Annotated in this window: 22 protein-coding genes and 1 other annotated feature; of the genes, 6 read left to right on the top strand and 16 right to left on the bottom strand. The window is 34.3% G+C overall.

Features of this window, described 5'->3' with window-relative positions:
• Window positions 1-92: 92 nt before the first annotated feature.
• From J2Z80_RS11385 to J2Z80_RS11375, 3 genes are read right to left on the bottom strand one after another with little or no spacing between them, the layout of a single operon-like run.
• The gene (locus J2Z80_RS11385; RefSeq protein WP_209454495.1) at window positions 93-1370 is read right to left on the bottom strand and encodes a bifunctional folylpolyglutamate synthase/dihydrofolate synthase; all 1278 of its coding nucleotides are present in this window, start codon (window positions 1368-1370) and stop codon (window positions 93-95) included.
• 57 nt (window positions 1371-1427) lie between these two features.
• Window positions 1428-1964 carry a GNAT family N-acetyltransferase gene (locus J2Z80_RS11380; protein WP_209454494.1) on the bottom strand — a complete coding sequence of 179 codons (537 nt, stop codon included), beginning with the start codon at window positions 1962-1964 and terminating at the stop codon, window positions 1428-1430.
• A gap of 28 nt (window positions 1965-1992) precedes the next feature.
• Window positions 1993-4629 carry a valine--tRNA ligase gene (locus tag J2Z80_RS11375; RefSeq protein ID WP_209454493.1) on the bottom strand — a complete coding sequence of 879 codons (2637 nt, stop codon included), beginning with the start codon at window positions 4627-4629 and terminating at the stop codon, window positions 1993-1995.
• 51 nt (window positions 4630-4680) lie between these two features.
• Window positions 4681-4881 (bottom strand) — a binding site (T-box leader).
• A 141-nt stretch (window positions 4882-5022) separates the two neighbouring features.
• On the opposite strand from J2Z80_RS11375, the gene J2Z80_RS11370 reads away from it, so the two are divergent.
• Entirely contained in the window at window positions 5023-5589 is a 567-nt protein-coding gene (locus J2Z80_RS11370; RefSeq protein ID WP_245301289.1) for a biotin transporter BioY, read from the top strand.
• Window positions 5590-5619: 30 nt separating this feature from the next.
• On the opposite strand, the gene larC2 is transcribed toward J2Z80_RS11370, so the two are convergent.
• The 6 genes from larC2 to J2Z80_RS11340 all read right to left on the bottom strand — a co-directional run bounded on the left by larC2 (window position 5620) and on the right by J2Z80_RS11340 (window position 9503).
• Window positions 5620-6024: a nickel pincer cofactor biosynthesis protein LarC2 gene (gene larC2 / locus J2Z80_RS15200; RefSeq protein ID WP_280953191.1), complete on the bottom strand. Its 405-nt coding sequence runs from the start codon at window positions 6022-6024 to the stop codon at window positions 5620-5622.
• 35 nt (window positions 6025-6059) lie between these two features.
• The gene (gene larC / locus J2Z80_RS15195; protein WP_209454492.1) at window positions 6060-6791 is read right to left on the bottom strand and encodes a nickel pincer cofactor biosynthesis protein LarC; all 732 of its coding nucleotides are present in this window, start codon (window positions 6789-6791) and stop codon (window positions 6060-6062) included.
• Between the two features lie 4 nt (window positions 6792-6795).
• Window positions 6796-7548 carry a nickel pincer cofactor biosynthesis protein LarB gene (larB, locus tag J2Z80_RS11355; RefSeq protein WP_209454491.1) on the bottom strand — a complete coding sequence of 251 codons (753 nt, stop codon included), beginning with the start codon at window positions 7546-7548 and terminating at the stop codon, window positions 6796-6798.
• Entirely contained in the window at window positions 7538-8365 is an 828-nt protein-coding gene (larE, locus tag J2Z80_RS11350; protein WP_209454490.1) for an ATP-dependent sacrificial sulfur transferase LarE, read from the bottom strand. The genes larB and larE overlap by 11 nt, the downstream gene beginning before the upstream one ends.
• A gap of 68 nt (window positions 8366-8433) precedes the next feature.
• On the bottom strand, window positions 8434-8949 hold the full coding sequence (locus J2Z80_RS11345) for a CDP-alcohol phosphatidyltransferase family protein (protein ID WP_013297527.1): 516 nt from the start codon (window positions 8947-8949) through the stop codon (window positions 8434-8436).
• An 83-nt stretch (window positions 8950-9032) separates the two neighbouring features.
• Window positions 9033-9503, bottom strand: coding sequence for a GNAT family N-acetyltransferase (locus J2Z80_RS11340; protein WP_209454489.1), 471 nt, complete (start codon window positions 9501-9503; stop codon window positions 9033-9035).
• 164 nt (window positions 9504-9667) lie between these two features.
• On the opposite strand from J2Z80_RS11340, the gene J2Z80_RS11335 reads away from it, so the two are divergent.
• Window positions 9668-10531: a phosphatase PAP2 family protein gene (locus J2Z80_RS11335; RefSeq protein WP_209454488.1), complete on the top strand. Its 864-nt coding sequence runs from the start codon at window positions 9668-9670 to the stop codon at window positions 10529-10531.
• Window positions 10532-10549: 18 nt separating this feature from the next.
• On the opposite strand, the gene J2Z80_RS11330 is transcribed toward J2Z80_RS11335, so the two are convergent.
• The 4 genes from J2Z80_RS11330 to J2Z80_RS11315 form a co-directional block, all read right to left on the bottom strand.
• A complete protein-coding gene (locus tag J2Z80_RS11330) occupies window positions 10550-11737 on the bottom strand; it encodes an NAD(P)/FAD-dependent oxidoreductase (protein ID WP_209454487.1) in 1188 nt (395 codons plus the stop codon).
• Window positions 11738-11815: 78 nt separating this feature from the next.
• Window positions 11816-13003: an FprA family A-type flavoprotein gene (locus J2Z80_RS11325; RefSeq protein ID WP_209454486.1), complete on the bottom strand. Its 1188-nt coding sequence runs from the start codon at window positions 13001-13003 to the stop codon at window positions 11816-11818.
• Between the two features lie 148 nt (window positions 13004-13151).
• Window positions 13152-13628, bottom strand: coding sequence for a ribonuclease H-like YkuK family protein (locus tag J2Z80_RS11320; RefSeq protein WP_209454485.1), 477 nt, complete (start codon window positions 13626-13628; stop codon window positions 13152-13154).
• An 82-nt stretch (window positions 13629-13710) separates the two neighbouring features.
• Window positions 13711-14520 (bottom strand): lipid II flippase Amj family protein, encoded by an 810-nt coding sequence (locus J2Z80_RS11315; RefSeq protein WP_209454484.1) that lies wholly within the window; start codon window positions 14518-14520, stop codon window positions 13711-13713.
• A 167-nt stretch (window positions 14521-14687) separates the two neighbouring features.
• Between J2Z80_RS11315 and J2Z80_RS11310 the strand changes: the two genes are divergently transcribed.
• Genes J2Z80_RS11310 through J2Z80_RS11300 form a run of 3 tightly spaced genes read left to right on the top strand, consistent with a single transcriptional unit; the run spans window position 14688 to window position 16901 of the window.
• On the top strand, window positions 14688-16097 hold the full coding sequence (locus J2Z80_RS11310; RefSeq protein ID WP_209454483.1) for an MFS transporter: 1410 nt from the start codon (window positions 14688-14690) through the stop codon (window positions 16095-16097).
• On the top strand, window positions 16098-16514 hold the full coding sequence (gene ndk / locus J2Z80_RS11305) for a nucleoside-diphosphate kinase (RefSeq protein ID WP_209454482.1): 417 nt from the start codon (window positions 16098-16100) through the stop codon (window positions 16512-16514). It abuts the gene before it with no gap.
• A 54-nt stretch (window positions 16515-16568) separates the two neighbouring features.
• Window positions 16569-16901 (top strand): hypothetical protein, encoded by a 333-nt coding sequence (locus J2Z80_RS11300; RefSeq protein WP_209454481.1) that lies wholly within the window; start codon window positions 16569-16571, stop codon window positions 16899-16901.
• 2 nt (window positions 16902-16903) lie between these two features.
• Here the strand turns inward: J2Z80_RS11300 and J2Z80_RS11295 are convergent, their stop codons facing one another.
• The 3 genes from J2Z80_RS11295 to J2Z80_RS11285 all read right to left on the bottom strand — a co-directional run bounded on the left by J2Z80_RS11295 (window position 16904) and on the right by J2Z80_RS11285 (window position 21466).
• On the bottom strand, window positions 16904-19600 hold the full coding sequence (locus tag J2Z80_RS11295; protein WP_209454480.1) for a calcium-translocating P-type ATPase, SERCA-type: 2697 nt from the start codon (window positions 19598-19600) through the stop codon (window positions 16904-16906).
• A gap of 64 nt (window positions 19601-19664) precedes the next feature.
• Window positions 19665-20318 carry a DUF2225 domain-containing protein gene (locus tag J2Z80_RS11290; RefSeq protein ID WP_209454497.1) on the bottom strand — a complete coding sequence of 218 codons (654 nt, stop codon included), beginning with the start codon at window positions 20316-20318 and terminating at the stop codon, window positions 19665-19667.
• A gap of 92 nt (window positions 20319-20410) precedes the next feature.
• Window positions 20411-21466, bottom strand: coding sequence for a YkvI family membrane protein (locus J2Z80_RS11285; protein WP_209454479.1), 1056 nt, complete (start codon window positions 21464-21466; stop codon window positions 20411-20413).
• A 345-nt stretch (window positions 21467-21811) separates the two neighbouring features.
• Here J2Z80_RS11285 and J2Z80_RS11280 point away from each other — a divergent pair, with 345 nt between their 5' ends.
• Entirely contained in the window at window positions 21812-23725 is a 1914-nt protein-coding gene (locus tag J2Z80_RS11280) for an S-layer homology domain-containing protein (protein WP_209454478.1), read from the top strand.
• Window positions 23726-23729 lie beyond the last annotated feature (4 nt).

Genomic DNA, 23729 nt, shown 5'->3' with positions numbered 1-23729 from the left:
ATGTATCGCTCCTTCTATTTCCTTTTGTTTATATTTCTATTTTACCATATTTCATCTAAACTTGGATGAAAAAAATACTTTTGACACCTTAATCATTTTATTACATTTTTTAAATACATCCTGACATACCCTATCATGTAAATGGAACCACAAAATAATATTAAATCATTTTTTCCTGCACGTTTTAAAGCTTCATTTATTGCATCATCTATGTTTTCAAAATGCAATACATCATCATATGCAATTTTTTGTGATAATTCTTCTGCAGTGTAAGCCCTATCGCTTATGGGTTTTGTTGTTATTATAAGGTCTGCTTCAGGAACTATCAATTTTAACATACTATCTGTATCTTTGTCCTTCAGCATGCCAATGACAAGTATCAATCTATTATATGTGAATAAATTCAAAGCTTCCTTTAATACAGCCATGCCTTGGGGATTATGGGCACCATCTATTACGATTAATGGTAACTTACTGATAACTTCGATTCTTCCTGGCCACTTTGCATTAATAAGTCCCCTTTTTATCACATCTTCACTAAAACTTATACCATATTGTTTTAGCTTCTCTACAGCCATAACAGCCAGTGAAGCATTGTAAACCTGATGCTTTCCAATTATGCTTATCTTAAGATTTTTGTAATTTTTGTAGTCAAATACCTGATGATTGCTGTCAGATTCTTTAATTTTAACATCATTTGTATCCATAACAGATAGGGATGCATTCTTAAGCCTAGAAACTTCCTCTATTACCTTAAGTGCCTCATCTTTTTGATAAAAACTAACGACTGTCCCATTTTCTTTTATGATGCCAGCTTTTTCAAATGCTATCTTTTCTAAAGTATCTCCAAGCTTATCCATGTGGTCATAATCAATTGTTGTTATTACAGATACTAGCGATCTTTCTATGACATTTGTAGCGTCAAAACGCCCTCCTAGCCCTACTTCTAGCACAACAAAATCAACATTTTCGTCGCAAAAATATTTAAATGCAATTGCCGTGATTATCTCAAATTCTGTAGGATGGTTATATCCTTCATCAACAATCTTTTCTATAATAGGTTTTATGTATTCAACGTAATATATCAACTTGTCTTTTGGAATATTTTGATTATTTATCCTCATCCTCTCTTCAAATTCTTCTAAATATGGAGATGTATAAAGACCTACTTTAAAACCTGCTTCAAGTAAAATACTATTTATAAAAGCACATGTTGAACCTTTTCCATTTGTCCCAGCTACATGAATAAATTTTAAATTGCTCTGTGGATTTCCCATATGTATAAGCAAGCGTTTTATATTTTCAAGGCCTAGTTTCATTCCAAACTTGTGTGTGTTATGAATGTAATTTATAGCATCTTGATAATTCATATTCTCATCCTCCGAAATTCAAAACCCCAGACAATAAATGTCTTGTCTGGGGATGTTTTACAAAAATAATCCCATCAGTATTTCATCTACATATTCATTTCCGATTTTAAATTGTTTCCTTCTACGCCCTTCTTCTTCAAATCCATATTTTTTATACAGATGGATAGCTTTTGTATTGGAACTAAAAACACTCAAACATAATTTTTTATAGTTTCTTTTTCTAGCCCAATCAATCGTATATTCAAAAAGTTTCGACCCAATGCCGACATTCCTGTATTTAGCATCTATGCTTATGCCGATTTCACCTACATGTTGAACTTTAGGCGATCTGCCGCCATAATACCTAAAAAGAGTAAGGCAGCCTACAATATTTCCTCCATAATCAGCTACCAGAATCAGGTCTTTCCCTCGGTCAAGTCGCTTTATCAATTGTTTTTCCTCTTCTTCTGACCACCCTAAATTTTCTGAAACCATGTATATTTTTTCTTTCCCGACGCTATCAAGCAGCTTCACTATTCCTTTGGCATCTCTCACATTTGCTTCTCTTATCGTTAAAGTTGGATTTTTTTCTACCTTCTTGAATAGTGTAAACATCCTATAACCTCCTATTGAGGCATCAAAATCATTTCATTAAGTAGTCAATCCTATCATCTAAATTTTTAAGTATCTCAGTATACTTTTCGTACTTTTCCTTTTCTGCATCCACTACATGCTTTGGTGCCTTACTTATAAACTTTTCATTCTTAAGCATGCCTTCTGCGCGTTTTAACTCGCTAATTATACGCTCTCTCTCGCTTCTTAATCTTTCTATTTCAACTTTTATATCTATTAAATCCTCCAAAGGCATAACAATCAACGTGCCTTCAACTGACCCAGACATAGCCTTTTGTGGAAGTTTATCTTTGTCTCTTTCATATATAACTTCACTAGCTCCGGCAAGTTTAGTAATATAATTCTCTCCATCTTTAAAAATTTTTATAACATCTTCCCTATCTGAGTTTATTATCACTCTTGCCTTTTTTAATGGTGATACAGATGCTTCTGCTCTTAGATTCCTTATGGTTTTTATAGCATCCATTATAAGGACTGTATCCTTTGCCTCTTTTTCAAAATTCAAATCTTCTCTGTATTCTGGCCATTTGCTAAGCATAATCGTTTCGCCATCATGTGGTATGTTTTTAAATATCTCCTCGGTTATAAATGGCATAAATGGATGTAAAAGCCTTAATGTATTATCAAGCACATACCTCAATACAGACTTCGTTATTTTCTTTGCCTCTAAATCATCACCATAAAGCACAGGCTTGCTTAGTTCTATATACCAATCGCAGAACTCGCTCCAGAGAAAATCATATAATTTTGCTGCAGCTATTCCTAATTCATATTTTTCAAGGTTTTCCGTCACTTCTTTTACAACATTGTTTAATCTAGTTAAAATCCATTTGTCTGCAAGATTTAGATTCTCTAAATAAAGCGTTGTATCATCACTTGTTAGATTAAGCATTACATATCTAGATGCATTCCACAACTTATTTGCAAAGTTTCTGCTAGCTTCCAGCTTGTCATCGCTAAATCTCATATCATTTCCTGGTGCATTACCTGTAATAAGAGTAAACCTAAGCGTATCAGCTCCATACTTTTCTATAATCTCTAATGGATCAATGCCGTTTCCCAGCGATTTACTCATTTTCCTGCCTTGAGAATCTCTAACAAGCCCATGTATTAAAACATGCTTGAAAGGCACCTCTTTCATAAATTCCAGGCTCATGAAAATCATTCTAGCTACCCAGAAGAATATTATGTCATATCCTGTAACAAGCACATCAGTGGGGAAGAAATATTTTAAGTCTTCCGTTTCATCAGGCCATCCCATCGTTGAAAAAGGCCATAATGCTGAGCTAAACCACGTATCCAGCACATCCTCGTCTTGATGTATGTTTTTGCTACCGCACTGCTCACAACAAGTTGGATCATTTTTTGAAACAGTGACATAACCACAATCATCGCAATACCATGCAGGTATCCTATGACCCCACCAAAGCTGCCTTGATATGCACCAATCCTTTATGTTGTTAAGCCAATTGAAATATATTTTTTCAAATCTTTCAGGTATGAATTCAATTTTACCTGTCCTTACTGCTTCAAGTGCAGGCTTCGCCAGCGGTTCCATCTTTACAAACCATTGCTTTGATAAAAACGGCTCAACAGTCGTGTGACATCTATAGCAGTGCCCTACACTATGATTTAAGTCTTCTACTTTTTCCAGAAGTCCCATGTCTTTAAGTTCATCAACAATCTTTTTACGAGCTTCATACCTATCTAGACCTGAATATTCACCGCCGTTTTCATTTATCGTAGCATCCTCATTCATTATATTTATGAATTCTAGACCATGTCTTATTCCCATTTCAAAGTCATTTGGATCATGGGCCGGCGTCACCTTGACAGCACCTGTTCCAAATGAAGGATCTACATAGTCATCTTCAATTATAGGAATCTCCCTTCCTACTATCGGGAGAATAAGTTTTTTTCCGTTTAATCCTTTATACCTATCATCATTAGGATTTACAGCTACTGCCACATCTCCCAGCATAGTTTCAGGCCTTGTAGTAGCGATCGTAACATATCCATCTTCACCTTTTACAGGATACCTGATATACCAAAGATGTCCAGACTCATCTTCATGTTCTACTTCAGCGTCTGATAATGCAGTTTTACAGCTAGGACACCAGTTTATTATCCTGTCTCCACGATATATAAGCCCTTTTTTATAAAGCGCAACAAAAACTTCTCTGACCGCTTTTGACAAAGCCTCATCCATCGTAAATCTTTTTCTCGTCCAGTCACAAGAAGAACCTAGTTTTTTTAGCTGATCCAAAATTCGGTTTTCATATTTTTCCTTCCATTGCCATGCCCTTTCTAAAAACTTTTCCCTGCCTATATCTCTTTTAGTAAGTCCTGTCTCTTCTTTTATTTTATCAAGAACTTTTACTTCTGTTGCAATACTGGCATGATCCGACCCCGGTATCCAAAGAGCAACATATCCCTGCATCCTTTTCCACCTTATGATTATGTCCTGCATAGTGTTGTCCAGTGCATGTCCCATGTGCAGTTGCCCTGTAATGTTAGGCGGTGGTATGACTATTGTAAATGGTTTTTTGCTATAATCAATTTTTGGGGTAAAGTACCCTTTCTCCATCCATTCATTGTATATTCTATCTTCAAATTCTTTTGGATTGTACGTCTTTGCAATATCCATTTTTATCTCCTTTCAAGTTTTTATTTTTAAGTAAAATAAAAAAACCTTTCCCAAAAGGGCGAAGGTTTTCCGCGGTACCACCTTATTTTATAACTTAAGCTATATCGGGCAAACCCGTTTAAGCCTACTTACATTTCAGCTTACATGCTCCAGTGCTACCTTCAATGTACCTAACGATAAGGAAACCTTTCAGCCTTAGGGAATCCCTCTCTTTTATCTGATACATTTACTCCTCACTATCATGGCAAGAATATGTTATTAATATATAATATATACATTAACCAGCAAATTGTCAATATCACTATTTGTTAACCAACTATAAAATTTAAGTTGACAAATATAGATTATATCATTTATAATTATAAATAAATTTGCAAAGGCGAGGTGAATAATTTGATAGTACATAATGACAATTCTATCTTTTCATTAAAAAAGATGACACTTGCATCTATGTTTGCTTCTATCACAATTGTCATGAGCTTTATAAGTATACCGCTGCCTTTTTCGCCAGTGCCTATAACAGGCCAAACATTTGCATTAATGTTGTCTGGAAGCCTATTAGATCCTATCACGTCATTATTCAGCATGATTATCTATCTTGCACTTGGTGCGATTGGTATTCCTGTTTTTGCAGGATTTCATGGCGGTATTAGCGTACTGTTAGGTCCTACAGGCGGTTACCTAATTGCTATGCCAATAACTTCTTTTGTCATATCTTTACTTGTGAGAATAGGAAACATCAACTTTTTTAAATTAATATTGGCAAATATTATTGGCGGTATATTGATTGTATATGCGCTAGGCGTTTTGCAGCTAAGTGTTGTGGCTGGGTTGGAAATTAAAAAAGCAGTCCTATTAGGAGCAGTACCATACTTATTAGGTGATTTTATAAAAGTTTTAATATCTTCATATCTATCTCTAAAATTAAGACCTGTTTTAAAAATGTATACAGATAAGTAAAAATACTGAAAGCTAGTACTTTCAGTATTTTTACGTGATATTTTCATCTTCATAATCTTTTAAAATTTTCAAAACTGATAATATAGAAAGCCCGGTTTTTTCAGCAATAGCTTTTACATCGTCTGATTCAGGATGTGATTTTATGAGTTTGCCATCCATATAACCCATTTTAACTCTTACATTACCAATAGGTGTCTTTATAGTTTTAAATTCCCTTTGAAGTGCATATCTATTTACTTTATACTCTCTTATGCCAAATGTAGATGTTTCTTCGAATATTATCTTTCGCAGTAAATCTGCCATCTCTTCTTTACAAAGCACAGAAAGCATATTTGCAGGTCTTTGCTTTTTCATAAATATTGGAGTAATATAAACATCCAAAGCTCCGTTTTTAAGAAGTCTATCAAATATATATTGATAATATTCCGGACTCATGTCATCTATGTTCGTTTCAAGAACAGTAAGATTTTCTACTTTTTTTTTACATCTATCGTGCCTATCATCGTCCTTAAAACATTTGGAATCTCAAAGTCCTTAAATCCAGCACCGTATCCTATTGAATCGATCTTCACTTCTGGAATCGTTCCAAATTCATCAGCTATTGTTTTTGCTATAGCTGCACCTGTAGGCGTTACAAGCTCTCCACTTATTCCATTGTCATACACCGGTATACCCTTTAAAAGCTCAGCTGTTGCCGGTGCAGGTACAGGTATCACACCATGCTGGCTATTTACAAAACCTGATCCTACAGGAAGTTTTGAAAAAATTATCTTGTCTGGTGCAATCATATTTATAAGCACAGATGTCCCAACTATATCGATTATAGAATCAACTGCACCGACTTCATGAAAGTGAACTTCCTCAGGCGACATCCCATGCACTCTGCCTTCAGCATCCGCTAAATTGCGAAATATCTTAAGACTCATTTCTTTTACATCATCATTCAGCGAACTTCGATTTATGATATTCTCTATATCTTTCATAGTTCTATGATGATGGTGATGGTCATCATAATTAACTTTGAAAGTATTTGCAGTTATGCCATTTTTCTTTGCGCTTCCAAATTCTAAATCATATCCATCAAGTGGCAATTTACTTAATTCGCCTTTAAATTTATCAATATCGATACTATGGCTAAGAAGAGATGAAATAGTCATATCGCCAGAAATTCCAGCAAAGCAATCAAAGTATAGAAATCTCATATCATTACTCTCCTATCTTATTTATTAAACTTGCTGAATAAGCTGCACCAAACCCATTGTCGATGTTTACTACGCTGACACCGCTGGAGCATGAATTAAGCATAGCAAGTAGTGCAGAAAGTCCATGAAAATTAGCTCCATATCCCACGCTTGTTGGAACTGCGATAATTGGACAAGCCACAAGCCCTCCGACTACAGTAGGTAGTGCACCTTCCATTCCTGCTATACATATTATGACTCTAAATTTTCTCAATTCTTCAACTTTGCTCATTAATCTGTGTATTCCAGCTACACCTACATCATATATACGCTTTACAGAATTCCCCATAAGTTCTGCCGTTACAGCAGCTTCTTCTGCAACAGGCAAGTCAGATGTACCTGCTGCCACAACACCGATAACACCTTTTGTAGGCATTATCTCTTCTGATTTAATCGATATAATCCTCGCCACATCGTAATAAACTGCCTTATCGCATACCTCCTTCAATGCTTCAAAGTGTTCAATAGACGCCCTAGTACCTAAAACATTGCTTCCCCTTTCATACATCCTAAGCGCTATTTCCTTAACCTGTTCAGGCGTCTTACCTTCACAGTAAATGACTTCAGGGAAACCTCGTCTAACTTCTCTATTGTAGTCAATCTTTGCAAAACCTAAATCTTCGTATGGAAGCTTTTTTAATATATCAACTGCCTCATTTAATCCTATATAGCCATTTTCATATTTTTTAAGAACATCCCTTATTACGTTATCGTACATTATTTATCAGCTCCGATATTGCTTCATTCATACTGCCTGTTCTATAACCTTCAAGATCAAGTGAAACATATTTAAAGCCTATTTCTTTCAATTTTGATACAACTTTTTTCCTGATGTTTTCATCCAACATCATATTAATCTGATCTGGATTAAGTTCTATTCTGGCAATATCGCCATGGTGCCTCACTCTAAATCCCACAAAGCCCAATTTTAAAAGGTATTCTTCTGATTTTTCAACCATCGACAATTTCTCACTTGTTATCTCTTGTCCATAAGGAAAGCGGGATGAAAGACAGGCATAAGCAGGTTTGTTCCATGTAGGAAGACCTAAATTCTTTGACATCTCCCTTATATCGTCCTTCGTAAAGCCACATTCTAAAAGAGGGCTTTTGACACCTAATTCTTTTGCCGCACGCCTCCCAGGCCTAAAATCTCCCGTATCATCAGCATTTGTTCCATCTAAAACATACTCCATTCCTTCATCATCAGCAACTTTTTTAAGCTTAGAAAACAATTCGCTTTTACAGTAATAACATCTATCTATAGGATTTTTAGAAAATCCCTCTATTTCAAGTTCCTCAGATTTTATTATTTTATGTCTTATACCAATCTCCTTTGCAAGCTCCAGAGCTTCTTTAAATTCTCTTTCCGGATATGTAGATGATGTGGCCGTAACAGCTAAACATCTATCATTTAGCACATCTTTGCAAACTTTCGCAAGAAAAGTACTATCAACTCCACCTGAAAATGCTATGACAGCACTTCCAAGTTCCTTTATATACTTTTTTAAATTCTCATATTTTTCTTCTAGTCTCATAACCATACCTCCTCAAAAAATATAACATAAAAATTCCAAAAATCAAAACTGCAAAATTATAAAACAATCTATTGTTTATAATTGTAAAATTTAAACTCAACTGAATAAATAAAGAAAGCTATAAGCGCAAGTAGCAGTGCTATTATCATTAACGTAAGACCATAAGGCCAATCAAAAATTGAAAAAATTATTGCGATGTAAAAAAGTAGTGTTGCCCCTTTCCCAAATTTATTGGCAGGTATTGCAATGTCTTTTTTCCTGTATAGAATAAATGCGCCAATGATCATGGTAACCTCTTTTACAATTACAATCAATATTATAAAAAAGGGTATTATTCCCTTTATCCACAGACTTGCTAGCACTGTTATTATCATCAGCTTGTCTGCCAATGGATCCATCAATATGCCTATTTTTGTTATCTGATTGTAATGACGGGCAATATATCCATCAAGAACATCAGTCAATCCAGATATTATAAATATAACTGCAGCGTATATATTGCCATTGTTTATGTAAAAAAAACTGTAAACAAATACGGGTATCAACACAAATCTAATCATCGTTAAGATATTCGGTATATTCATAAAAGCACCTCTTAAATAAGAATCACTTGTATTGTATTATATTATTTATTTGATAAAAAGTAAATAAAGGCCTTAAAAGGCCTTTATACGATTTTCCCATTTAATCCTATCTCAAAAATGTACTCATTGTTGCATTTTTTTGCGTTATTCATATTATTCATATATTTTTTCAATATATCAGCTTTCGCGTGAACTTCCAATATTTTAAACTTGCTAAGCAGGGATATGCTTTTTACTATTGAATTCATAGCATCATTTATAACATCATCGCTTACATTTTCACAATCATCAATATAAACATACAAACTGCATCTTTTCAATTGCCAATTAATATTATAAAGTCCACAAAAGCCTATATTATCTCCATCATTGGTCTGCAAAATAAATATTTTTCTATTTTTCCCAAACGGGATATTTAATACATTTTCGCTTTTTCTCGATACCCTGAACATATCTATAAGAAACTTCACTACATCAACATCTCTAAGCCACATCGAAAATGTCCTTTTATCCCTTTTCTCCATATCTCTCAAAAATATCTTTTCTGGTTTCACATTAACACCACCTATATATATTATTCTTTATAAAATAAAAAAATCCTTCTTGCCAACAGGAAATAATTTTCGACAAATTTAATTATAACTAATCGAGAAAATAAATTGATTTTTATTGAAGGAAGAATTCTAAAATTGTAGAATATATATATTGAGGTGATAAAATGCAAGCAGCTATTATAAAAGATATTCAGCTTTTATCAAATCCAATTTTAGATTATATTTTTATCGGTATTACCATGATGGGCAGCTCTTACTTTTATTTTTTAGTATTGCCTATATTTTATTGGTGCGTTGATAAGAGATTTGGACTTAAAATTGGTATAATTCTTTTGTCATCTGTTTATGTCAATACTGTAGTAAAAAATGTAACAATGGTTCAAAGGCCAATTGGCTATCCAGGCATAAGATCGATTTTTACTCAATCTGCCGGCGGATACTCTTTTCCAAGCGGTCATGCGCAGGGAACAACTACCTTTTGGGGAACACTGATGGTTAAGTACAACAGAAAATGCATCAATGTTTTAGGAATAGCTTCTATAGTTCTCGTTTCCCTATCAAGGCTGTATTTAGGAGTTCATTGGCCTGTAGACATAATTGGAGGCATATTAATTGCCGTTTTAATAATAATTATCGGTGAACTTGTGGATAGCATCATAGTCGAAAGTAAATTTGATATACAACTTGCCTATAAAGTAATCTTAGCAATTATTGTCCCTACTGCATTAATAATTCTGTTTCCATATACTGAAAATTTTGAATACATGGGACTGGTATCAGGTATTTTGATAGGATATTTTGTTGATGAAAAATACTACGCTTTTACAGTTAGTAATTCAATTAAAAAACAGATATACAAGATTATGATAGGTGCATTAATTTTCTTGGCCTTACAAAATGGTTTAAAATATATTTTGCCTTATACAAATGTGTTTAATATTGTAAGATATCTCATATGCGGGTTATGGCTTTCAATTGGTGCACCATTAACATTCAATAAACTTAAACTCAATAAGAGAACTTTATAATACTTGGAAATCCAAGTATTATAAAGTTTCAAGTATACTTTTAGCATCTTTTGAGGAATCCAAAATCTCTTTTAAATTATATCCAAAATCAATTGCTTTTTTGATTTTAGTAGAGCTGCTTATATCGCCAATAAGAATTGCACCGACTAATTTGTTATCCTTTATAAACAGCTTATAATAAATATTTCCATCCTTATAACTGTATGTAGTGGATTTTTCCCCAGATATATCGCCAGACGAAAATACATCAACGCCCGTTATTTTTAATGTACTTGATGGAATGACTTCTTTGTATTTTGTCCTAAGGCCTGCCGCATTTAACCCTGCATTTCTGCCTTGCGCCATTGCAACAGTCCAAAGACCATATATTTTGCCATTATATTCTGCAACATCTCCTGCTGCAAATATATCATCCACATTCGTTCTCATGAAATCGTCTACCAAAATCCCTCTGTTGATTTTTATATCAGAATCTTTTGCTATATCTACATTAGGTCTGATTCCTGCTGAAAATATCACAAAATCAGCTTGGACTTTTCTCCCATCTTTTAATATTACACCGTCTGCATCATCGCCAGTTATCTCTGCTACCTCTGCATTCAGTATGAGTTTGATTCCACTGTTTTCTATAATATTCTCAATAATCTTTGAGCCTTCTTCATCAGATTGCTTAGGCAACAGTCTCGGAAAAAATTCAATAACATTTATATCATATCCAGCCTGTTTTAATGACCATGCAGCTTCAAGCCCTAATAATCCTCCTCCAACTACAATTCCTCTTTTCTTGTCTTTTATATATTTGTTTAAATTATTAACATCATACAGACTTCTTATTGCATAAACACCATTTTTGTTTCTTCCTTTAACCGGCGGAATAAAACTATAGCTTCCAGTTGCAATTATAAGCCTATCGTATTTAATTTTATCACTACTATCTAAGTGTATAATTTTTTTGTCTGTATCTAAAGACACTACACTACACTTTAGCATAATATCAATATTATTGCTTTTGTACCAAGACTCCGGTCTAACGTATAGTTTTTCTAATTCGTACTCATGTCCCAATAAATGAGACAATTTCATCCTGAAATATGTATTGTACGGTTCCCTTGTAATCATCGTTATTTTAGATTCTTTATCATTTTTTCTAATGCTTTCAGCAGCTGATAATGCAGCAATTCCGTTACCTATTATAACAAAATCCATTACGATCATTCCTTTCAAATTTTATATATGTAAAAAATTAATTTGTGTTATATGCAAGATGCATATAACACTTTTATGTTACACAAGTGATGATGCAAATATTCTTCCAAAATCCCTACATTTTTCTAAATCATCATCACTTGGAATGAAATTAATTTTAAGACCTGGCTCAACCAAATTAAGCTTTAACCCTTTAAGCCTTTCCTCCATCAAAGGTATCGCCTCGCCACTCCATCCATATGAGCCAAAAACTGCAGCAGGCTTATTCTTATTTTTTATAGGATTTATCCTATCTATAACATCCCAGATGGGTTCAACAGCGTCACCAGTAATCGTCGGCGAACCAAACAGCAGCCCGTCTGCTTTTTCAATCTTATCCCTTGCATCATCTAAATTAACTGCCTTTGCATTGTATATATCCACGTCTATAACCCCAGAATCTTTGATGCCATTGCTTATCTCTTCTGCCATCTTTCTAGTATTGCCGTATGCAGAAACATAGTATATCAGCACTTTCTTCTTTGCATTTGTATCATATGTGCTCCATTTTTTATATGTCTCAACGTATTTTTCTATATCTTTTCTCAATACTGGCCCATGACCTACCGCTATCACATCGATTGGTAAATTTCTAATTTTCTCTATAGCTTCTAAAACTTTCGGTTTAAAAGGACTTACGATAGAATCAAAGTACAGCTTATATGCGTCAGAAAAATCATCTTCAAGGTCATTAAATAAATGTTTAGGAGTATAATGGCAGCCAAAAGCATCACATGTAAATAAAATTTTTTCTTCTACTAAATACGTAAACATGGTATCAGGCCAATGCAGAAAAGGTGCCATAATAAATCTCAAAGTCTTTCCACCTAAATCAATAAAATCGCCGTCTTTTACAACTCTTGAATTGAAATCACGATTTATCTGGCCTTTTAAAAATGTGATAGCCGTCCTGCTACCAATGACCTCTGCATTTGTAGCCTCTTTAAGAAGTCTCGGCAGTGCACCTGAATGATCGGGCTCCGTATGATCCATTATTATATAATCTATGTCTTTTAAATCAACAAGACTTTTTATCTTATCAATATATTCATCGTAAAATGGCTCTTTAACCGTTTCAATCAAAGCAATCTTTTCGTTGCCTTTTACTAAATAAGAATTATATGACGTTCCCCATGGCGTCCTCCATACTATGTCAAAATACTCAAGATCAGGATCTAATACTCCTACCCAATAAACATCATTTTTTATTTTAACAACTTTATCCATAATCTCACCTCGCAATTTATAATAATTATTAATTAATATCTTTTATCTTTACTTATATTATACCACTAAATTCCATTATTGCAATAGTCGCGTGAAAATTATTTAAAAATAAAAACCTCAAAAAGAGGTTTTTATACCCTAAACAAAATTACATGGATTTTGTATACTTATCAGCGACTTTACTTGCTCCATACGAATCAGGTTTTACCTGTGCGTCAAAGCCACAACCTGTAACCATTCCAACTACTTCCTTTATAATATCTTTCGTCTTCCCATTTTCACCAACATCAAGATGTATTTCTATATTGAAATCAGTTTTGCCCATCTTCTCAAATTTAGCTGATAAAAGATTTGCAAGTTCTATGCTGTAATTGGCCTCCATGAAAATCCTTTGCCTAAGAGATGGAATTTTTTTATGTTGAAATTTTCTATAATAATATCTAGCGCCTTTTCCCTCGCGATATATGATAACAGCCGAAACAAAGCATATAACTCTACCAGGCTGCGAATCGGTTCCTATCATAAGTTTGTAGCTGGAATCTTTGTCATCTTTTATAAACTCTATAATATCATCAAACATCTTATCAAGATCTAAAAGGCCTTTTGTGGGATTTATAAAATTCAAGGCTATCCATCTCCTTTGATTACATAAGTATCATTTTTATAATATTATACACCATTTTTATTAACTCTGTGTTAAATTTTCATTAAACAATTAATTTTGTGACAAAAAGAATCAAGTGAGATGCCGGCAAAAACACGACTTGTGCAAGCAATGTACCAATTATTTTGCCAAATACCAGCAATACAACCATAGTATTGACATCTTTCTGAGTTCTCTTCCCTGCAAGTGCTTGATCTGTAATCAGTGCTGCAACAGGATCAACGATAACTGTTAAGAGAATAGTAGCGAATCCGTTAACTATTCCTGAAAGAAGGCTAGCAGTTGTGCGAAATTCAGGAAGAAGTGCTCCAGCATACAATGACGAAATTATACCCGTTGTATAAATAGACGTTATTATGACATTGTAAATCAAAAAGCTTTTTGGTATATTAGTCTCTTTAATGCCTTTAAGCATGCTAAGCCTAGGCAAAACTATCTTGCTTCGTATCCTCTTTATATTCTCCCATTTTAAAGACATCAATATAAGCTTAGGCACAGAACCTGCAGTCTCCATACCATTGATTGCTGCAGAGAACACAGATACAAACGTTGGCATAAGAGGCGCTCCAATGACTGCACCCATTGTTGCCGACAATAATACAAGTCTCATGTTTAAACCAAGAAGTGAAACCATATTGTATTTTATCGATATGTCAACTAAACTCCCAAGAAATGGTCCCTGTATCATGTTTGATAGCCTTGAAATTACAGCCATAATGTTGAAAAGCGATAGTGAAACTGCAAGCTTTTTTGTCCTTACACCAGATGGTCTTATAGAATATGATAACGTATCTATTAAATTTATTACCATCGTAAAAAAGCAAACAATTAAAAGCCTTTTAATATCTACCATCCGTACACATCCTATTCCGCTAAAATAATACAAGTTAAATTATAGACAAATATGTCTAAAAAAGCAATACTGGGTGATGCCTTAACTTCACAGTCCATTTAGTTTCTAATGGAGATTTATGTTATAATAACTTTAAGCTATATTTATCAGGAAAGGGAATTGTCTATATGGAAAAACTTCGCACTAATAAATGGATAATCTTATCGGCTGTTTTAATAGGTACCGTAATGGGACCTATAGACGGCAGTGTAACAAATATAGCAATGCCACAACTTGCAAAAATATTTCACACAGATATAACAACTACAAGCTGGATTTCCATGACATACTTATTAATGCTATCAAGTCTGATGCTTACATTTGGAAGACTTGGGGACATGGTTGGCTACAAAAAACTTTATCAATACGGCTTAATAACATTTTCCGTTACATCTGCCATATTGAGTATGTCAAACAATATTTATATGTTGATCGTTGTAAGAGCTTTTCAGGCTATTGGCGCAGGTATGCTTATGTCTATGGCTCCAGCAATAATAACAGCAACGTTTCCTCCAAACGAAAGAGGCAAGGCATTAGGCTTTAATGCAATGGCAGTTTCAATAGGACTTTCTATAGGACCAACATTAGGTGGCTTTTTGCTTACATACCTTGGCTGGAGATCTATATTTTATATAAATATACCAATAGGAATAATCGGTTTTATCTGGGCTCAAGTAGTAGTACCTGACAACAAAGGAGTACCAGAAAAATTTGACCCGTTAGGCGCCATGTCTGCATTTTTATTTCTTACAGGTTTGCTTCTGTTTATATCTGAAGGAGGAACTTGGGGATGGACTTCAATCCCCAGCATGATTTCCCTTGCAACATTTATAGTGTTTTTCATAATCTTCATTATGATCGAAAATAATCTGGAGTTTCCAATGCTTGACTTAAGCCTGTTTAAAATCAGATTGTTTACATTTGGAAATCTCAGCACTTTAATAAACTTCATGGCTCAAAACACAATGACATTTCTGACTCCTTTCCTTTTGCAAAGAATAGGGTATTCTACAGACCTATCAGGTATAATCATGACGTCTTTTCCTCTAATAATGCTTGTTGTTGCGCCTTTAAGCGGAATTTTATCAGATAGATATGGCGCACAAATTCTATCAACAATCGGTGCATTAATTACAGCTATAGCACTTTTTTCAATGTCCACATTAAATCTGCATTCTTCAATGTCATCAATCATGTTAAGACTGGGGCTTTTCGGCATTGGCAATGGTATATTTCAGACACCAAACAACAGCTCTGTAATGGGCAGCGTATCTAAAAACAGGCTTGGTATCGCATCCGCCTTTTTAGCAACAATGAGAAATGCTGGAATGGTTCTGGGTATTGCAATAGGCAGTGCTATATTTACCAACAGAGAAATGTTTTATGAATCTCTGAAGATAAGCAGTAATAATGCATTTTTATTTGGGTTGAGAGATGCGTACATTGTAGCTGGAGTACTTTCCATTATTTGTGCATTAACATCACTTGTTAGGGATAAAATTAATAAAAAGAATAATTTAGAAAAGGATGGAGTGTAAATGGAAAAGACATTTGCTATGGTGAAGCCAGACGGGGTAAAACGGGGCCTTATAGGGGAAATATTAAAAAGGTACGAAAACAAAGGGCTTAATCTTGTAGCTGCAAAAGTCATTTCACCATCTTTAGACTTGCTTCAAAAGCATTATGAAGAGCATAAGGATAAGCCTTTTTACGATGACCTTATCCGATATATGTCGTCTGGTCCTGTTTTCGCTATGGTTCTGGAGGGTGATAATGCAGTAAAAATGGTAAGGCTTTTAAATGGCCCTACAAAGATTGAAGATGCTCAGCCAGGGACAATCAGAGGCGATTTCTGCACAAATACGACATTTAATATAGTTCACGGTTCCGACAGCGTGGAAAGTGCAAAAAGAGAAATTCTTTTATGGTTTCCTGAATACATGAATAAAATTTAGGACAAAGTAATAAACTCTAATAGAATGAATTTCTATTGGAGGAGAATTCTCTCTATGATAAAGGTGTACAGTAAAACAAATAAATACGGAATAATATACGGAAAAATAGACAGCTACAAGTGGTATGCTTTAGTACAAGATGATATTGTAGATTATGGCATCAATCCAAATACATTAGCAAAAGGCAGCGGAAGAGTCTCAAGGCTTTTCGTCTACAAAGAAGTTAATGTAGATACATTGAACCAAAATACTGTTAAGGAATCAGTCATAGCCGATTATAGGCATAAGTGGAATATTTTAAACAGCGATAAGAAAGAACTAATAAAAAAACTTGTAAACTACCTGGAGCTTAGGTACTCATTAAAAGTCTTAAAAGAGGCGAAGTAATTTCACTTCGCCTCTTTTTTTGGCAGTACAAATGCTGTATATAAGTTGTTAAATACGAACTCTATCGATGAGAAAAACACTACTATTAGCCAGTCAAACCAAGTTAGTGGTACAGTTTTAAAGACATTACTTAAAAAAGGTATGTATATGGTGGAGGCAAATAGCAAAAACGATGTAGTAGAGGCAATTACAAGATATTTATTGCTAAACACACCAAGTTCAAATATCAAATGCCTCTCAGACCTACATTCAAAAGAGTGTATAAGCTCAACCATGACAAGGGTAGAAAAAGCGATGGTCCTTGCTCTATCCAAAGTGCCGTATGTCAATGCAAATACATAGGAAGATAAAGTACAAATAGCCATCAAAAACCCCACAACGCCTATTCTAATACCAAGTCCATTTGAAAATATACTTTCACCAGCTTTTCTCGGCTTTAAATTCATTATATCCTTATCTGCAGGATCAAGACCTAAAGCTAGAGCTGGTAAGCCATCTGTTACAAGATTCACCATTAAAATTTGAATAGGTATAAGTGGAAGCTCTAACGATGTCAAAGCCGCTATAAACATAGTAATGACTTCGCCAATATTGCAAGAAAGGAGATACCTTATAAATTTTCTTATGTTGTCGTATATTATTCTGCCTTCCTCAATAGCCGCAACTATAGTTGCAAAATTGTCATCAGTCAAAATCATTGATGACGCCTCTTTTGCTACATCTGTACCGCTTTTCCCCATTGAGATTCCAATATCAGCTTCCTTAATAGCAGGTGCATCATTTACTCCATCTCCAGTCATTGCAACAGTATAGCCCCTCTTCTTAAGAGCTCTGACAATGCGCAGCTTATGCTTTGGCGAGACTCTAGCATATACTGTCGTATTTTCCACTGCTTCACAGAGTGTTTTATCATCTATTTTGTCCATTTCGTCACCTGTCATGATATTTTCTGTCTTGCTATGTATATTCAATTCATCTGCAATTGCAGCAGCAGTCAGTTTATGATCGCCTGTTATCATAATTGGCTTTATTCCTGCCAGTTTACATTTCAAAACAGCTTCATAGGCTTCCTTTCTTGGGGGATCTATCATTCCTTCTAATCCAACAAAAACCAAGTCTCTTTCAATATTTGTTGAATCATATCTAATGCCTTTCGGCAGCCTTCTATATGCAAATGCCAAAACCCTAAGAGCACTTCTGCTGAACCTTTCATTCACCTCAAGTATTTTCTTTTTTTCAAAAGAGCTGATCGGAACTTCCCTTCCGTCCTTTAAAACCTTAGTGCATAGTTGGACTATAACATCTGGGGCACCCTTCGTAAATGCATACATCAAGCCATTTTCTTCAACTACGACGCTCATCCTTTTTCTGTCAGAATCAAATGGAATCTCTTCAATGCGCTTTATCTTTCGCTCTACAGACTCTTTTGATATACCACCTAAAATAGATGCATACAAAATAGCTGCCTCTGTAGGATCGCCGTAATATTTAACATCATCAACAAATTCATTACGAACCTTAAACCTGTCTATTTTCACATCAGAGTTATTGCATACAGCACCGATCTCCAAAAGTCTTCTTATTGTTGCATCATGAGATGGAACTATTTTTATTCCTCTTGATACAAATCTGCTCTTAAGATCTTTTCCTTCGATTTCTACTACATCATCATTGGCAAAAATCTTTTTTACAATCATTTTATTTTCTGTCAACGTACCTGTCTTGTCAGTGCAGATAACATTGGTACATCCAAGTGTCTCTACGGCTGGAAGTTTCCTTACAATGGCATTTCTTTTTAACATCCTCTGCACGCCTATTGCAAGGGATACCGTTACAACTGCCGGCAGCCCTTCTGGAATAGCAGCAACAGCAAGGCTTACACCTGATAAAAACATATAATATATGGACTCCCCCCTTGCTATGCCTAGCACTGTCACAAGGGCACAAATCAATAATGATCCTGTTACGAGAACTTTACCCAATTTGTCCAGCCTCTTTTGAAGTGGTGTCATATTGTCGTCAATTTCTTTAATCATGCCTGCAATCTTGCCCATCTCTGTCCTCATGCCGACATCCACAACAAGTGCCCTACATCTTCCACTTGTGACTACTGTCCCCATGTATATAATGCTTTTTTTCTGTACAGTCCTTCTATTTCCTATCTCCGTGGGCTCTTTCGATACCGGAACAGATTCGCCTGTTAAAATAGATTCATCTAATTTGAGATTATATGATTCAAAAACGACAGCATCTGCAGGTACTCTATCACCAGCTTCAAGTATAATCACATCATCAACCGTTATTTCTTCTGACGGAATTTCCTTTATAACCCCATCTCTTAATACTTTTGACGATGGAGCCGAAAGTTTTTTTAGTGCTTCTAAAGACTGCTCTGTCCTGTATTCCTGTATAAAACCCAAGATGGCGTTCAATATAATTATTATGGTAATTGTAACTGCATCCGCAATTTCTCCCATAATAGCAGAAATAAGCGTTGCGGCAAGGAGAACCATCACAATAAAGTCTTTAAATTGATCTAAAAAAATATCTAATGCTGTCAACTTTTTCCCTTCTTCAAGAACATTAGGCCCGTATTTTAACAATCTCTTTCGTGCTTCCTCTTCCCTCAGTCCTTTTTTATCTGCCTCATTGTTAAAAAAATAAATTGCTCCATTTTCAGGTTTTTTTGTTTGAAACATTTGTACCCCCCTTTGTACATTTCTCTTCATATAAAAATATGAGGTTACATGTAAAAACATGACCTCATATTTTTAAGCTTTGCCATTCATCCTTCGCATAATTCACAATCAGAGAATGATTTTTTCTATCAGGATGATTTATAACTTTATTGAACCATTTTAGTGCTTCGTCTCTATAACCTAATATCTTGTTTAACTCACCTATCATGTATATAAGCTGTATCTCTCCATCATATGCTTCAAAGCCTTCATATGCCTTTTTATACATATCTAATGAGATTTTTAGATATTTGTTTTCGTTTGCATAATCACCTAAAATATTGTATATCCACGCTATTCTAAGACATGTCTTCGCAAAAATAATATCCTTATCATTTTTAAGTTCTGAACAATAAAGGGACAAAAGATATGACTCAAGCGCTTTTCGTGGTGTCCTTTCTCCTGAAAATTTCCTTTTAGTCCAATTGATAGTGATTTTTGATAATATTTCTTTTTTACCTTCGTCGCTAATATTGTTAAAAATATCGCTTAAAGCTGCATATCCACAATTTGGACAAACGATAGGATCATAAAAAAAAGGCTCTATCCCCTCATATTTAGTATACAAATCTTTTCTTATCTCCAACACTTTAAGATGTGACATCCTAACCTTAGTATGAGTAAATTCCCTACCACAAACTGGGCATTTTATTTTTACGTCGTATAAATACGTATTCATAGTTTCACTCCCGTCTATAGCTGCTTCAAACAAATTCTTATACATAATATATTTCGAACCTTAAATAAAAAAAATTAGCCAAATAGTCAATTTTAAATAGTTTTTTTCTTAATTACCCCGTATGTAAGGCCAATAAGCATAACAATTCCTGCATAACCTGCTACCGGATACATATAGTGTACAAGTTTTGAAAAACCAAAATTACTTAAAATGAGTGCTATACCGCCAGTTACAATCGTATAAATCTTGTATTTTATGCTTTTTGTATCTGTAAGCCTTGCAACAAAGCCGTAGAGATTTCCAACTGCCGTCGTGTAAATTTCTGCAATCAAAATAAAGCTGTAGATAAGCTTCAATGTTTCAGAATACTTTCCTGCTATATACAGCATAGGTATTTGATACTGGGCTGCCTTCGGCATATTTGTAAGAATAGCAATCAAAATCATTGTAGCACCTAGCCATAAGCCTATTCCTCCAAATAAAGCACCTAGCTTTAAATTTGATTTTTTTGATGTTTGATTTCCAAGTGGTGCTAGTATTGCAACAGACATCAATAAATTGTATGATGCATAAATGATTCCAGAAATGAAAAAGTTCTTGACTGCTGCATCAAACGGCATTGAAATACCAGCAATTACCGCAATATCAGGTGCATAAAAGATGGCTAGTACGCTTACTAAAAACACGCCAATCAGCAAAATCGGGACAACAAAAGAAATAGCAGAGATTACACCCGCTATTCCTGTCAATACAGTCATAACAGATATTACAGCCATCATTATAGATCCAATCTGTGTAGGTAGTCCAAACTGTTCTTTGAAAATAGCTCCTGTCCCTGCCAACATGGCTGTAAAAGCTCCAAATAAGAAAAATATTATTACGTAATCTATTATCTTTCCAAATATCGGTCCACCAACTTTCATAATGACTTCATAATGTGAAACAGCATTAAGTCTATTTCCCAGTAATAAAATAAAATACCCATAGACAATGAATATAAAAGCTGCAACAAAAAGGCCTATAAAACCTCTTATGCCATGATATCCAAAAAACTGAAGAACTTCTTGTCCAGATGCAAAACCCGCACCAACGACAGTACCTATATATGTTGCAGCGATAGAAAACACCGATAATTCTTTTTTGCCCAAAAGTTCCGCCTCCCCAATGCTATTTCATTAATATATATATTCCCCAAAAAAGTTTTTATTTATATATTTGCTTTTTACTTTGTCTTCCATTTGATGTATAATGTGAAAAATAGCGAAACACTGAAAGATTAAAAATGAAGTACTTAAAAAAATTTTAAATAGTATGTCGATTTATATCAAAAAAAATCACAATTTTAGCAGAAGTTTTGAAAATTTGCCGAAATTATATTGACTATATTTTTCCACAGTCATATAATAAAGATGAAATTTTTACATAGACAGGAGGTGGATTATTAATAATTGTTATTAATTCCAATAAAATACTATAGTAAAGGAGTGAAGGAGTTGAAAAGATTTTCTCTGTCAAAAATCATCTTAGCTTTTGTATTGTCACTAACACTTATTTTCCCTTACTTAAATGTTACAGCATTAGCAGATTCAGTTACTATCAGTGATACTCAACTTGATATTGTAAACCCATTTATTGAACAAGCAGCTACAACTTTTGCAAATTTAGATTCAAGTATAAAAGATCCAATCATAGAAAAAGTTAGAAACTTTGTGAATGGGAGTACAAGCAACACTACTAAGCAATTATTAGATGAAATAGCAACTACTTTGTCTAGTATGAATACAACAAATTACAATATAACTGCAGACAATATCGTATCTTTAGCGTATGCAATGAAGACATTCATAACATCAGATAAGCGCCAATCTATACTAAATCAAATTGAAAGTGGTACTATAACAAATGTCACATTAAAACCAGAGGACATAAATAAAGATGCATTAAGTACTTTTAATGATGAACACAACAATGTCATCAATTTCTTAATAGACAATGTTCAAACAGGCAGTTTGTTAAATTTAATTCAAGAACATCACAATAACTTAAGGATAGACGATAATTTTAAAGTTTACTACGCTTTAGGAGACACTGTATATTCTTTAGATTATATAAACAATAATTCAACACTTAAAGAAATAGCTAATGATCTCTTAAAAGATATGGGTAAGAATTTAACTCTAGACGATATTGTCACTGCTGCAGATAGCTTTTCTAGTGCCGCAAAAGGATTGTCGATAGATAATCAAAACCTTTTGCGAGCAGTATTAAATGCATACGGTATTCAAAATTACACACCATCTAATAGTAGTGGAAACAACAGTGGTGGAGGCGGAGGTGGTGCAATCGGCGGCGGTGGTTCATCAAGCAGTGGAACAGAAGTTACTGAAGTTGGTACACCTGTTGCATCATCTAATGTAGACTTGACAAAAGAAACAACCATTACTAGCTCAGACAATGCAATAAGCCTCGATATACCTGCAGGGGTAATATCTAATAACGATGGCTCAACACTTAAAGTTTCTGTAAATGTCCTTGATGATACACAAGCTAAGGCAATCGCTGATAAAGTAAATACAGCGTCACTTACACTTCTCGGCAAAGTATATGAATTCTACTTCAAAGTTACAAAAGATGGAAAAGATACATACATTACAACATTTGGCAAACCAATAACAGTTAAGTTGTCGTTAAATGGTATAGATACGACAAAATACGATCCAAGAAAAATAAGCTTATTTAAGATTGACAACGATACTGCTATATATAAAGGCGGCAAATATGACAAAACAACAAATACTATAACAACTAAGCTATATGGTTTTAGTACATATGCGCTTATGTACTACAATAAAACATTCAAAGATATATCAAATCATTGGGCAAAAGACGATATAGAATATATGGCGTCTAAACATATAGCAGACGGTATAACATCTGATACTTTTAATCCAGATGGAAATGTAACTAGAGCACAATTTGTCGCATTTCTAATCAGACTTCTAAATATACCATACCAGACGAAAGCAACACCATTTACAGATGTAAAAAGTAGTGATTGGTATTACAATGACGTGACAACAGCGTACAATATTGGATTGGTAAAAGGTGTTGCAACTGACAAATTTGCTCCAAATGATAATATAACTAGAGAGCAGATGGCTGCAATGGCTATTAATGCGTTGAAATATATGGGTAAAGATACTGCCATCAGCCAAGACGAAGTGACAAAATTTTTAGCACAATATAAAGATGCTAAAGATGTATCAGGTTGGGCAAAAGAAGTTGTTGCTGCATCTGTCAAATATAATATCATGAATGGGATGACAAAAGTTACCTACAGTCCACTTTCAACGTCAACAAGAGCACAAGCAATTGCCGTAATAAGCAGATTATTTGACATGCAGTAAAAAT

It is taken from the genome of Thermoanaerobacterium butyriciformans (assembly GCF_017874545.1).
GTDB classification, from domain to species: Bacteria; Bacillota; Thermoanaerobacteria; order Thermoanaerobacterales; family Thermoanaerobacteraceae; genus Thermoanaerobacterium; species Thermoanaerobacterium butyriciformans.
Note: the sequence above shows the minus strand (reverse complement) of the source record. Positions and strands in the feature narration are given on the sequence as shown.

Bases quoted from the DNA above. Each gene is read 5' to 3' on its own strand.
- J2Z80_RS11385 (WP_209454495.1), bottom strand. From the start codon at position 1,370: ATGAATTATCAAGATGCTATAAATTACATTCATAACACACACAAGTTT.
- J2Z80_RS11380 (WP_209454494.1), bottom strand. From the start codon at position 1,964: ATGTTTACACTATTCAAGAAGGTAGAAAAAAATCCAACTTTAACGATA.
- J2Z80_RS11375 (WP_209454493.1), bottom strand. From the start codon at position 4,629: ATGGATATTGCAAAGACGTACAATCCAAAAGAATTTGAAGATAGAATA.
- larC2 (WP_280953191.1), bottom strand. From the start codon at position 6,024: ATGAGTCCGGAATATTATCAATATATATTTGATAGACTTCTTAAAAAC.
- larC (WP_209454492.1), bottom strand. From the start codon at position 6,791: ATGAGATTTCTATACTTTGATTGCTTTGCTGGAATTTCTGGCGATATG.
- larB (WP_209454491.1), bottom strand. From the start codon at position 7,548: ATGTACGATAACGTAATAAGGGATGTTCTTAAAAAATATGAAAATGGC.
- larE (WP_209454490.1), bottom strand. From the start codon at position 8,365: ATGAGACTAGAAGAAAAATATGAGAATTTAAAAAAGTATATAAAGGAA.
- J2Z80_RS11345 (WP_013297527.1), bottom strand. From the start codon at position 8,949: ATGAATATACCGAATATCTTAACGATGATTAGATTTGTGTTGATACCC.
- J2Z80_RS11335 (WP_209454488.1), top strand. From the start codon at position 9,668: ATGCAAGCAGCTATTATAAAAGATATTCAGCTTTTATCAAATCCAATT.
- J2Z80_RS11330 (WP_209454487.1), bottom strand. From the start codon at position 11,737: ATGGATTTTGTTATAATAGGTAACGGAATTGCTGCATTATCAGCTGCT.
- J2Z80_RS11325 (WP_209454486.1), bottom strand. From the start codon at position 13,003: ATGGATAAAGTTGTTAAAATAAAAAATGATGTTTATTGGGTAGGAGTA.
- J2Z80_RS11315 (WP_209454484.1), bottom strand. From the start codon at position 14,520: ATGGTAGATATTAAAAGGCTTTTAATTGTTTGCTTTTTTACGATGGTA.
- J2Z80_RS11310 (WP_209454483.1), top strand. From the start codon at position 14,688: ATGGAAAAACTTCGCACTAATAAATGGATAATCTTATCGGCTGTTTTA.
- ndk (WP_209454482.1), top strand. From the start codon at position 16,098: ATGGAAAAGACATTTGCTATGGTGAAGCCAGACGGGGTAAAACGGGGC.
- J2Z80_RS11300 (WP_209454481.1), top strand. From the start codon at position 16,569: ATGATAAAGGTGTACAGTAAAACAAATAAATACGGAATAATATACGGA.
- J2Z80_RS11295 (WP_209454480.1), bottom strand. From the start codon at position 19,600: ATGTTTCAAACAAAAAAACCTGAAAATGGAGCAATTTATTTTTTTAAC.
- J2Z80_RS11290 (WP_209454497.1), bottom strand. From the start codon at position 20,318: ATGAATACGTATTTATACGACGTAAAAATAAAATGCCCAGTTTGTGGT.